The following is an 11,778-nucleotide window of genomic DNA, read 5'->3' on the forward strand; positions in this document are numbered from 1 at the left end:
CCTCCTGGCCGTCGGCTGCGGACGCCGCTGACGCCGGCCGCGCGTCAGAGTGCGACGGCCGCCGACTGCCGGGCGATCTCGAGTTCCTCGTTCGTGGGGATGACGAGGACGGCGACGCGGGACGCGTCCGTGGAGATCCGTCGTGCCTCCTTCGAGTGGAGTTCGTTGCGGTCCGGGTCGACCTCGATGCCGAGGTGTTCGAGACCGGCCAGCACACGACGCCGGAGCAGCGCGTTGTTCTCCCCCACACCCGCGGTGAAGACGACCGCGTCCAGCCCGCCGAGCTGCGCGGTGTACGCGCCGACGTAGCGACGGATCCGGTGGCGGTACACGGCGAGCGCCGCCTCGGCCGTCTCGTCGCCCTTCGTCGCGGCGTCCTGCACGTCGCGCATGTCACCGCTGCCGGTCAGGCCGAGCAGACCGGACCGCTTGTTGAGCATCGTGTCGAGGTCCTCGAACGACATGCCGGCTTCGCGGTGCAGGTGCACGAGCACGGCGGGGTCGAGGTCGCCCGAGCGGGTGCCCATGACGAGACCCTCGAGCGGGGTGAGACCCATCGACGTCTCGATCGACCTCCCGCCGTCGATCGCCGCGGCGGACGCCCCGTTGCCGAGGTGCAGCACGATCGTCTTCAACTCGGACAACGGCCGGTCCAGGAACACCGCGACCTGCTCGGACACGTACTTGTGGCTCGTGCCGTGCATGCCGTAACGGCGGATCTGGTACTGCTCGGCCAGGTCGGCGGGGATCGCGTAGGTGTAGGCGTGCGGCGGCATGGTCTGGTGGAACGCGGTGTCGAAGACCGCCACGTGCGGGACGTCCGAGAACACCTGCTTCGCGGCCCGGATCCCCTCGAGGTTGGCCGGGTTGTGGAGCGGTGCGAGGCTCGACAGGTCGTCGATCTGCTGCTCGACCTCGTCGGTGACGACCGTGGCGGCGTCGAAGCGGGTGCCGCCGTGCACGACGCGGTGCCCGACGACGGCCGGCGGGTGCTCGTCGAAGGACGGGCCGACCTTCCGGAAGGCGTCGATCATCGCCTGGAAGCCGGCGGCGTGGTCGGGCACCTCGGCGCTGTCGTTCGACGAGGTCTCCCCCGTCAGCGCGTTCGTGTGCTTCCACGAGCCGGTCGACTCGCCGATCCGTTCGACCAGGCCGGAGGCGAGGGTGCGCTCGTCCTCGAGTTCGACCAGCTGGTACTTGAACGAACTCGAGCCGGAGTTGACGACGAGTGCTGCGCTCACGAGGGGTCACCTTCTGTTCGGGGTGCGGGGGCCGCGGTGCCGGCCTGGATGGCGGTGATCGCGACCGTGTTCACGATGTCGCTGACGAGGGCCCCGCGCGAGAGGTCGTTGATCGGCTTGCGGAGCCCCTGCAGGACGGGACCGACCGCGACGGCGCCGGCGGACCGCTGCACGGCCTTGTACGTGTTGTTGCCCGTGTTGAGGTCGGGGAAGATGAACACCGTCGCCTGACCGGCCACCGGGGAACCCGGCATCTTCGCGCTCGCGACCGTCGGGTCGGCTGCGGCGTCGTACTGGATCGGCCCCTCGACGAGCAGGTCCGGCCGACGCTCCCGCACGAACGCGGTGCCCGCGCGCACCTTGTCCACGTCGGCGCCGGACCCGCTGTCGCCGGTGGAGTAGCTGAGCATCGCGACGCGCGGCTCGATGCCGAACTGCGTCGCGGTCTCGGCGGACGAGATCGCGATGTCCGCGAGCTGCTCGCTCGTCGGATCGGGGATCACCGCGCAGTCGCCGTAGACGAGGACCCGGTCGGCGAGGGCCATGAGGAACACGCTCGACACGATGGAGGTGTCCGGACGGGTCTTGATGATCTCGAACGACGGCCGGATGGTGTGGGCCGTGGTGTGCTTCGCGCCGGAGACCATGCCGTCGGCGAGCCCGAGCTGCACCATCATCGTCCCGAAGTACGACACGTCGGTCACCGTGTCGCGGGCGAGCTCGACGCTCATGCCCTTGTGCGCCCGCAGGGCCGTGTACTCCTGCGCGAACCGCTCGCGGAGCTCGGGGTCGAACGGGGACAGCAGCTGGGCGCCCTCGAGGTCGAGTCCGAGCTCGGTCGCCCGGGCCCGGATCGCACCCGGGTCGCCGAGGATCGTGAGCGCGCACACCTGGCGCTGCAGGAGCGTGGAGGCCGCGCGGAGGATGCGGTCGTCGTCGCCCTCCGGCAGGACGATGTGCTTCCGGTGCTCGCGGGCCCGGTCGATGAGCCCGTGCTCGAACATGAGCGGTGTGACGACGCCGGAGGGCGTGAGCTGCAGACGGGCGCGCAGGGCCTCCGCGTCGACGTGCCGCTCGAACAGCGCCAGTGCCAGGTCGGCCTTGCGCGGGGAGTCGGCGGCGAGTCGACCACGGGTCTGCGTGATCCGCAGCGCCGTGTCGTACGTGCCCAGGGCGTTCTGCGCGATCGGCAGGGAGCTCGACAGGCCCTCGAGCAGCCGGGAGACCTGCGGGGCCGTCTCGAACCCGCCGTTGAGGATGACGCCGGCCAGGCTCGGGAACGTCTCCGACTGGTTCGCGAGCAGGGTGGCGATGAGGACGTCGTTCCGGTCGCCCGGCACGACGACGATGCCGCCCTCGATCAGCCGCGGCAGGACGTTCTCCATGCTCATGCCGGCGACGACGGTGCCGAGGGCCTCGCGGTCGAGCAGCGCCTCGTCGCCGCGGACGAGCGTCGCGTCGGTGGCCGCGAGGAGCGCGCGCACGGTCGGGGCGACCAGGACCGCGTCCTCCGGGATCGCCCACACCGGGGCGTCCGGGTGGTGGTCGTGCACGGCGGTGCTGACGCTCGCGACGATCGCGTCGAGGGCGTCCGGGTCGGCGCGGTTCACGACGACGCCGAGGAGCTGGGCGTGCTCGGCGCGGAGTTCGCTCGTCGTGACGTCGGCGACCTGCGCCATGCCGTCCGCCGATCGGGCTGCGCGCTCCGCCGAGTCGCGCCCGCCGAGCACGAGCAGCACGGGCGCGCCGAGGTTCGCCGCGACCTTGGCGTTGAACGACAGCTCCGTCGGGCTGCCGACGTCGGTGTAGTCGGAGCCGAGGACGACGACGGCGTCACAGCGGCGCTCGACCCCGGCGAAGCGGGTGAGGATGGTGGCGAGCGCGGCGTCCGGGTCCGCGTGCACGTCGTCGTACGTGACACCGACGGCGTCGTCGTAGGGGATGTCGACGCCCGTGTGCTGGAGCAGCAGCTCGAGCACGTAGTCGGGTTCGTCGACCGACCGGGCGACCGGTCGGAAGACCCCCACACGCCCCACGGTCCGGGCGAGGGTCTCGAGCACCCCCAGTGCGACGGTGCTCTTGCCGGTGTGTCCCTCTGCTGACGTGATGTAGATGCGGCTCGACACGTGACCCAGGGTAGCCCTCGTCCCCGGACGGACCCGGGGCGCTCGACCTCGGCCGAGGACGGGTCCGACGGACGCCCGACGGGGGTGGTCGTCAGCACCCTCCGGGACCTGTACCATGGGGTGTCGTCACCGCGAGGTGGCGCCCGGAGGATTCGCCTAGTGGCCTATGGCGCACGCTTGGAAAGCGTGTTGGGTGCAAGCCCTCGGGGGTTCGAATCCCCCATCCTCCGCACCACGAACCGGAACCCCCGCCCTGTGCGGGGGTTCCGTCGTTCCGGGGCTCATCACCGCGGGCGGTGGCCGTGCCGGGAGGCCCGGGCGCCCGCCAGGCCGGTCACGCTGGTCCCGTCGGTTCCGCCGGCGTCGATCCGGGTGGTCCCGCTGGCCCCGCTGGTCCCACTGGTCCCCCAGGCGGCGGACCCGCGCGCACCCCGTCGCGGACCGACCCTCCGGAAAGCGGCCGACCGCCTGTCCCCGCCGCGACCACTCCCCTATGCTGACCGGACGAGCGCGCCGGAGGGACCCGACGCACTCGACCAGCATCGGACGGCAGGGGCGCCGTCGCGGGCCCGGCGCTCCGCCGCGCCCGTGCACTCCGGGGACGAGGAGACCTGCCGTGGGGGAAACGACGGCGCGAGCGACACCGCTCGACACGAGCACGGCCGAGGAACTCGTGCGACCGCGGGCGGCACTCGTCCGCTCCACCGGACTGAGCATCGGCTTCTCCGCCCTGCCGATCGCGGTCGCGGTCGTCTGGTCGGCGGTCCCGACGGGACTCGGGGCCGTGGTCGCCGTGGTCGTGCTCCTGCTCGCCGCGGTGGTCGCCGCCGCCTACCTCCGGCTCCGCACCGCGTTCGTCGCGGTCCACCAGGACAGCGTCACGATCCGCGGCGTGCTCACCGGCACCCGGACGGTCGCCCGCTCCCGCGTGCACGACGTCCTGCTCGTCACCCGGCACGGCGCCTCGGCGGAGCGCGCCAGCCGTGACCTCGTCGCGCTCGACCCCGCGGGCGAAGCGCTGTTCCGTGTCCGGGGCGACGTGTGGGGCGACGACGGTGTCGAGCGGCTGGTCGACCGGTTCGACGTCCGGACGGAGCGCCTCCACGGCACGATGTCGGCCCGGGAGTTCTCCCGTCGCTGGCCCCGGCTCCGCCAGTGGTACGAGCGACCTGCGGCGGTGGCGTTGGTCGGCGGCGCGGCCGTGCTGACCGTCGGCGGACTGCTCGTCGCGGAGACGGTCGGCCTCGTCCGGAAGTGACCGCCGGGTCACCGCCCGCCCTCAGTGAGTGAGGGCCGGGACCGTCCTCGGGCGCACGACGAACCACAGCACGAGGATCGCGACGAACGCGGTCGTCCCCATCACCATGGCCATCGGGGTGGCCGTCGAGATGCCGAGCAGACCCACGACCGGCGAGATGATCCCGGCGACGCCGAAGTTCAGCGCGCCGAGGAGGGACGCCGCGGTGCCGGCCTCCTTGCCGTGCGACGCGAGACCGATCACCTGCACGAGCGGGAACGAGAACCCGCACGCCGCGATGTAGAACCAGAGCGGGACGAGCACGCCGACCAGACCCGCGTCGAGTTGGTCCAGCACGACGATCGCCAGCGCGGCCAGGAAGAGCGTCGCGGTCGAACAGGCCAGGATCCACTGCGGTCCGACGCGCTGCGCAAGCCGCGAGGAGATCTGCACGCCGAGGACGACGCCGACCGAGTTCACGGCGAAGAGCAGGCCGTACTGCTGCGCGTCGAGCCCGAACACCCCCTGGAACAGGAACGGCGACGCACTGAGGTACGAGAACAACCCGCTGAACACCATCGCACCGATGAGTGCCACCCCGACGAAGATCCGGTCGGAGAACAGCGCGCGGTACCGCTGGCCGATGGTCGAGTGCCCGGCCTCCTGCCGGCGTTCCTTCGGCAGCGTCTCGACGATGAGCAGGATCGAGGCGATGACGACCGCCAGGCCGTAGCAGGCGAGGAACACGAAGATCCCGCGCCACGGGAAGAACCGGAGCATCTGCGAGCCGATGAGCGGCGCGAGGATCGGGGCCAGCCCGTTCACCATCGCCAGTCGCGACAGCATGCGCACCAGCGGCTTCCCGCCGAACAGGTCACGCACGGTCGCCATCGCGACGACGCCACCGGCCGCGGCGCCCATGCCCTGCAGGACACGGAACAGCGCGAGGACCTCGACGTTCGGCGCGAGGGCGGCGCAGACCGAGGCGGTGACGTGCAGGCTCGTCGCGATGATGAGCGGGAGTCGGCGGCCCACCTTGTCGCTCCACGGCCCGACCAGGAGCTGCCCGATCGCGAAGCCGATGGTGGTCGCGGTGAGCGTGAGCTGCACCGCGCCGGCGGAGATGCCGAGGTCCCGCTCGAGCGACGGGAACGCCGGCAGGTAGAGGTCGATCGTGAAGGGTCCGAGCGCCGTGAGCGCGCCGAGCACGAAGACGTAGACGAGTCGCTGCGCACGGGTGAGCGAGTCGCCCGGGTGCAGGATGACCTTGAGTGAGCCGGTGGTCGCAGGCGCGGACACGACGAGATCCTCCGAAAGGCAGGCGGTGGGGTGGGATCGGCCGCTCGAATCGATTCGGTCCGTTCCACCATGGTACGGGTCGGTGCGACACGACGACAACCGCGGACGCGGACGTCCGCGCGGACCGGACGCGCGGACCGGACGCGCGGCCGTCGCTCGGCTCCGGTTCCCCCGGCCGGGAGGCCCGGCGCGCGTCCACACGAGGGTGCGGCGGACCGGTGGCGCGGCCCGACGGTGCGGTAGCGTCGGACTCCCGGCCGAGGTGCGCCGGGAGCACCGCGAACGAGATGGGAGGAGCGTCATGGTCGACGCTCGGATCCTGCACACGACGGCTGCCCTCAAGGAGGCCGTGCTCCGACTCGCTGCCGACCGCCCGGTGTCGCAGATCACGGTCGCGGACGTCACCCGCGCCGCCGGCATCAACCGTGCGACGTTCTACTCGCACGCGGTGTCCCCCGGGTCGTTGCTCGCCGACGTGCTCACACCCGAACTCGACCGCATCCGTGCCGACGACGCCGAGGCACACCGCGCAGCCGTCGAGCGAGGGGCCGGTCCCGACGAGCTCGCCACCATCACCCGCCGCGGCATCGAGGCCGTCATCGACCACGTGACGGCCCACCGGGACGTCTACGCCCTCGCGCTCCCCGACCCGAACGACGCCTCACTGCACCGTCTGCTGGTCGGGCACTTCACCGTGTCGAGTGCCATGCACATCGACGAGCTCGACCCCGCGGTGAAGCCGGACATCATCGACGAGGTGGCCGCCGGCTTCGTCGCGCAGGGGTTCGTCGGTGCGATCGAGGCGTGGCTCGGCGGTCCTCGACGCTCCCGGAAGGCCCTCGTCGAGACGATCACGCGCTCGTTCCCGGCCTGGTGGCGCTGACCCGTCCCTGTCGCCGGTCCGTCCCCTGGTGGCGCTGCCTGGCGCCTGGTGGCGCTGCTCGACGCCCTGGTGGCACCCTGCCCCGCCCCGACGTCGCCGACCGCCCACGGGCCTCCCGGCCCACCGCGCCGGCGGTCGGACGGGGCGCTACTGCGCGGGGTCGTCCCCGTCCCGCGGCTCCTCGCCGCGCTGCAGTGACGACACCATCGCCACGCTCCGGCTGACGAGGTCGGCGTCCGAGTCAGCGCCGTCGATGCGGTAGTCCGACGCGAGTCCGTCGTTCCCGCCGCCCGAGGACGGCAGGGCACCACCGAGCGCCACGACCACGACGCCCGCGTCGTGTGCGTCCCGGAGCTCCGTGCGGAGCGCGTCGGGGTCCGCTGCCCGGACGACGAGCGCCTTGGCGCCGGTCCGGACCAGGTCGTGCACGGCCGCCCGCTGTCGGGCGGGCTGATCGGCCCCCGCGACCCGGACGTCCGGGCGGAACCCGGCCTCGGTGAGTTCCTCGCGGAACCGGGTCGCCAGCGAACGGCCGTCACCGGAGTCGGTCGGCGTCGCCGCGTCAGCCGTCAGCACGACCCCGATCACGGCGTCCTCGGCGAACCCGCCGTCCGAGCTCGTGAGGTCGGTGCTCCGCACCGGCGTCGGAGCCGTCGTGGTCGTCCCGCTGCACCCCGTGAGCACGAGGGCGCCGACCGCCAGCGTGGCGGTCAGCACGACTGCTGCGGTGCGACGCACGGGTCCTCCTCGGTCCGGGTCTGCCAGGCTACCCGCCCGGTGCCTCCGGTGACGGCGACCGTGGCGGCGGTGGGACCGGTCCGAGCCGCCGCACGGCCACGAGCCCGACGAGGGCGACCACCGTCATCGCGGCGAACACGAGCGCGAAGGCCGTCGGCTCCTCCCGGCCGCCCGCGGTGGTGAACAGCAGACCGGCGATCGCCAACCCGACGACGCTGCCGGACGCGTCCGCGATCGTCAGGGCGGAACTGGCGAAGCCGTCGTCGCCCTCCCGCGAGAAGCGGAGCGTGAGCATCGACGTCCGCGGGTACGCCACCCCCATGCCGGCGCCGCCGACGAACCAGCCGGCGACGAGCACCCACACGGGCAGGTCCACCAGGGCGACCGCGAGCGCGGACAGCAGGCTCACCAGGACGAGCCCCAGTCCGGCGCCGAAGGCCCGTGTGGCCGGGAGGCGCTGCTCCCCCAGGCGGCCGTGCAACCAGCTCGCACCGGCCCAACTCAGGGCGGCCACGGTGAGCGCGAGTCCGGCCGCCGAGGGTTCCAGGCCGTGCTGCGCCTGGAGCAGGAAGGGGACGTACGCCTCACTGCCGAAGAACCCGGCGGCGAGGACCCCGCGGAGGAGCACGACCGACGGCAGGCCCGCGCCGCCCGTGAACGTGCGCCGGGGCAGGAGCGGACGGAGCGCCGTCCACGCGCCGACCAGTCCCACCCCGACCGCCACGGAGCGGACGGCGAGGGGCAGGTCGGGAGCGGTGTTGAGCAGGAGCACGGCGGCGGACGCGGCCACCGACCAGGCGATGCGCCGACCCTGCCAGGGCGGTCGGGCCTCCGGTGCGGGCGGCCGCAGGTGCCGCAGCGTCGGGACCAGGCACGCGAACGCGACGACGGCGATCACGAGTGCCCCGGCGAACACCCAGTGCCAGCCCAGGGCGTCCGTCACGATGCCGGCCACCGCCGGTCCGACGAGGGCGGGCACCACCCAGGCGGCCGCGAACCCGGCGAACACCGAGCCGTGCAGGTCGGCCGGGAAGACCCGGGCCACGAGGACGTAGAGCACGACGTCGATCGCACCCGCGCCGAAGCCCTCCACGAGTCGACCGGCCAGGAACACCGGCATCGTCGGAGCGACCATGACGACCGCCGTGCCGATCGCGAACAGGGACGCGGACACCCACGCGACGACCCGGCCGCCCGCGCGGTCCGTCCAGTTCCCGGCGAGGACCATGCCGGGGACGCCGGCGGCGAGGGGCGCTGCGAAGCTCAGCGAGTACAACGTCTCACCGTGCAGGTCCTCGGAGATGACCGGCATGATCGTCGTCATCGCCAGGTTCTGGAACGCCGAGACCGCCACGATCGCGACCATGCCGATCGTCGCCACGAGGTACCGCGGCGCGAACACGCTCGTCCGGGTCGCCGTCGTGGAGGTCACCCGGTCATCGTAGGACGGCGGGTCGGCCCGGGGTCCCGGGGGTGCCGGGGGGGGTCCCGGTGTCCGGGACCTGGGACCCCCGGGATCAGCGGTCGAGCGCCTGCTGCACGTCGGCGACGAGGTCGCCGGCGTCCTCGATGCCGACCGACAGGCGGACGACGTTCTCGGGCACCGCCAGCTCGGTGCCCTTCACCGACGCGTGCGTCATCTCGCTCGGGTAACCGATGAGCGACTCCACACCGCCCAGCGACTCCGCCAGGGCGAACAGCTCCGTGGACTCGGCGAAACGCTTGGCCGCCTCGGCACCACCGGTGAGCGCCACCGAGAGCATGCCGCCGAAGCCGCGCATCTGCTTCGCGGCGATGTCGTGGCCGGGGTGCTCCGGCAGGCCCGGGTAGTACACGTGCTCGACGGCCGGGTGCGCGAGCAGCGCCTCGGCGACGGCCTGCGCGTTGGAGGAGTGGCGCTCCATCCGGACGCTGAGCGTCTTGATCCCGCGGATCGTCAGCCAGGCGTCGAACGGCGACGAGATCGCACCGCCGCCGAACTGCACGAACTGCACCGCGTCGGCCAGCTCCCGGTCACGCAGCACCACGGCGCCGCCGACGACGTCGGAGTGGCCGCCGAGGTACTTCGTCGTCGAGTACACGACCACGTCGGCGCCGAGCGACAGCGGCTGCTGCAGGGCCGGCGAGGCGAAGGTGTTGTCCACGACGACGAGCGCGCCGGCCTCGTGTCCGATCGCGGCGAGGGTCTCGATGTCCGCGATCTTCATGAGCGGGTTCGTCGGCGTCTCGACCCAGAGCACGGTCTTCGCGGGGCTGTCGGCGAGCGCGGCGCGGACCCGGTCCGGCTCGCTCATCTCGACCGTGACGAGCTCGATCCCCCACGGCACGTGCAGTCGGTTCGCGAGCCGGTGCGTGCCGCCGTAGACGTCGTTGCCCATCACGATCCGTGCTCCCGGCTCCAGGTAGGCACGGAGGAGGGCGTCCTCCCCCGCCAGCCCGGACGAGAACGAGTACGCGGCGACGCCACCGTCCAGGTCGGCCAGGAGCGTCTGCAGCGAGTCGCGGGTCGGGTTGCCGGAGCGGGAGTACTCGTACCCGCCGCGCAGGCCGCCGACGCCGTCCTGCACGTAGGTCGAGGTCAGGAACAGCGGCGGGATGACGGCGCCGGTGGCGGCGTCGGGCTCCTGGCCGGCGTGGATGGCGCGGGTGCTGAACTCGGTCATGTCGCGGGTGCCCCTTCCTGGAGGCTCGGTGCGGTCTGTGTGGTCGTCTCGCTGTGAGTGGGCGGGCGGTGGGCCGGACGGCCATCGCTCGTGCCCGTGTCGGCGGGGCTCGGCGGTGCGTCGCTCACGTCCCGTACCGGCGCGGCTGACATGGGGCGCCGTCCGTGGTCGGTGACGCGGGCGCGGCGGTGCCGCCCGCCGTCACTCGGAGAGGTAGGTGAGCACGTCGTGGCGCGTCAGCACCGTGACCGGCTTGCCGTCGCCGACGACGAGCAGGGCGTCCACCGACTCGAGGGCCCGGCGTGCGGCCGACACGGACTCCCCGATCCCGATGAGGGGCAGCGGGTCGCCGACGAACGGGGTGAGCGCATCGGCCATCCCCGCGGCACCGGTGAACACGTGCTCGAGCAACGTCTTCTCCTCGACGGCCCCGACGACCTCGCCCATGACGACGGGCGGCTCGGCGCTCAGGACGGGCATCTGCGAGACGCCGTACTTCGTCATGATGTCGACGACGTCGCGGACGGTGTCCGACGGATGGGCGTGCACGAGGTCCGGCAGCCGTCCGTCCTTGCCGGCGATGAGGTCGCCGACGCTCCGCTCGTCCTCGGTCTCCGCGAAGCCGTAGGAACGCATCCACCGGTCGTTGAAGATCTTGCCGAGGTACCCGCGGCCGCCGTCCGGCAGCAGCACCACCACGATGTCGTCCTCGGTCAGGTCCTCCGCGGCCCGCAGCGCGGCGACGACGGCCATGCCGCTCGAGCCACCGACGAGCAGACCCTCCTCGCGCGCCAGGCGGCGGGTCATCGCGAACGAGTCCGCGTCCGACACGGCGATGATCTCGTCCGGGACGCCGGCGTCGTAGGCGGCGGGCCAGAAGTCCTCACCGACGCCCTCGACCAGGTAGGGGCGGCCGGTCCCGCCGGAGTACACCGAGCCCTCCGGGTCGGCGCCGATGATGCGGACGCCGCCGTCGGACGCTTCCTTCAGGTAGCGGCCGGTGCCCGAGATCGTGCCGCCGGTGCCGACACCTGCGACGAAGTGTGTCAGGCGCCCCTCCGTGTCGCGCCAGATCTCCGGCCCGGTCGTCTCGTAGTGGCTGCGCGGACCGTTCGGGTTCGCGTACTGGTTCGGCTTGTACGCGCCGGGGATCTCGCGCACGAGCCGGTCGGACACGGAGTAGTAGGACTCCGGGTCGTCGGGCGCGACGGCGGTCGGCGTCACGACGATCTCGGCGCCGTACGCGGTGAGGACGTTGCGCTTGTCCTCGCCGACCTTGTCCGGGAGGACGAACACGCACCGGTAGCCGCGCTGCTGGGCGACGAGCGCGAGGCCGACGCCGGTGTTCCCCGAGGTGGGCTCGACGATCGTGCCGCCGGGGAGCAGCTCGCCGGATGCCTCGGCCGCGTCGAGGATCCGCGTCGCGATGCGGTCCTTGGCCGAACCACCCGGGTTGAAGGCCTCGACCTTCACCAGGACGGTGGCCCGGATCCCCTCGGTGACACGGTTGAGCTTGACGAGCGGTGTGTCGCCGACGAGGTCGATGACGGAGTTCGCGTAACGCACCAGGAGAGTCTAGGTCGCGTGCCCC

At 72.7% G+C, this 11,778-nt stretch carries 9 protein-coding genes and 1 tRNA gene; 3 read left to right on the forward strand and 7 right to left on the reverse strand.

Features of this window, described 5'->3' with window-relative positions; translation table 11 throughout:
- Positions 1 to 44 precede the first annotated feature (44 nt).
- Positions 45 to 1,241 (reverse strand): acetate/propionate family kinase, encoded by a 1,197-nt coding sequence (locus DEJ34_RS10665; protein WP_110824604.1) that lies wholly within the window; start codon positions 1,239 to 1,241, stop codon positions 45 to 47.
- Complete coding sequence (pta, locus tag DEJ34_RS10670; protein WP_110824605.1) at positions 1,238 to 3,367, reverse strand: phosphate acetyltransferase; 2,130 nt, start codon at positions 3,365 to 3,367, stop codon at positions 1,238 to 1,240. Before pta ends, DEJ34_RS10665 begins: the two co-directional genes overlap by 4 nt.
- Before the next feature lie 145 nt (positions 3,368 to 3,512).
- Between pta and DEJ34_RS10675 the strand changes: the two genes are divergently transcribed.
- Both DEJ34_RS10675 and DEJ34_RS10680 read left to right on the forward strand, forming a co-directional pair.
- Positions 3,513 to 3,597 (forward strand) — tRNA-Ser (locus DEJ34_RS10675).
- A gap of 386 nt (positions 3,598 to 3,983) precedes the next feature.
- Positions 3,984 to 4,625 (forward strand): hypothetical protein, encoded by a 642-nt coding sequence (locus tag DEJ34_RS10680; RefSeq protein ID WP_110900514.1) that lies wholly within the window; start codon positions 3,984 to 3,986, stop codon positions 4,623 to 4,625.
- A 21-nt stretch (positions 4,626 to 4,646) separates the two neighbouring features.
- On the opposite strand, the gene DEJ34_RS10685 is transcribed toward DEJ34_RS10680, so the two are convergent.
- Positions 4,647 to 5,903, reverse strand: a complete 1,257-nt coding sequence (locus tag DEJ34_RS10685) for a multidrug effflux MFS transporter (protein ID WP_110890008.1) — start codon at positions 5,901 to 5,903, stop codon at positions 4,647 to 4,649.
- Positions 5,904 to 6,204: 301 nt separating this feature from the next.
- On the opposite strand from DEJ34_RS10685, the gene DEJ34_RS10690 reads away from it, so the two are divergent.
- The gene (locus DEJ34_RS10690; protein ID WP_181419562.1) at positions 6,205 to 6,786 is read left to right on the forward strand and encodes a TetR/AcrR family transcriptional regulator; all 582 of its coding nucleotides are present in this window, start codon (positions 6,205 to 6,207) and stop codon (positions 6,784 to 6,786) included.
- 147 nt (positions 6,787 to 6,933) lie between these two features.
- On the opposite strand, the gene DEJ34_RS10695 is transcribed toward DEJ34_RS10690, so the two are convergent.
- From DEJ34_RS10695 to DEJ34_RS10710, 4 genes are all read right to left on the reverse strand, one after another.
- Entirely contained in the window at positions 6,934 to 7,524 is a 591-nt protein-coding gene (locus DEJ34_RS10695; RefSeq protein WP_181420584.1) for a substrate-binding domain-containing protein, read from the reverse strand.
- A 28-nt stretch (positions 7,525 to 7,552) separates the two neighbouring features.
- On the reverse strand, positions 7,553 to 8,956 hold the full coding sequence (locus DEJ34_RS10700) for an MFS transporter (RefSeq protein ID WP_110900512.1): 1,404 nt from the start codon (positions 8,954 to 8,956) through the stop codon (positions 7,553 to 7,555).
- An 85-nt stretch (positions 8,957 to 9,041) separates the two neighbouring features.
- On the reverse strand, positions 9,042 to 10,187 hold the full coding sequence (locus DEJ34_RS10705) for a cystathionine gamma-synthase (protein ID WP_110890012.1): 1,146 nt from the start codon (positions 10,185 to 10,187) through the stop codon (positions 9,042 to 9,044).
- Positions 10,188 to 10,388: 201 nt separating this feature from the next.
- Positions 10,389 to 11,753: a cystathionine beta-synthase gene (locus DEJ34_RS10710; protein ID WP_110900511.1), complete on the reverse strand. Its 1,365-nt coding sequence runs from the start codon at positions 11,751 to 11,753 to the stop codon at positions 10,389 to 10,391.
- Between the last annotated feature and the right edge of the window lie 25 nt (positions 11,754 to 11,778).

The sequence above is a fragment of the Curtobacterium sp. MCPF17_050 genome (assembly GCF_003224435.2).
Taxonomy (GTDB): Bacteria; Actinomycetota; Actinomycetes; order Actinomycetales; family Microbacteriaceae; genus Curtobacterium.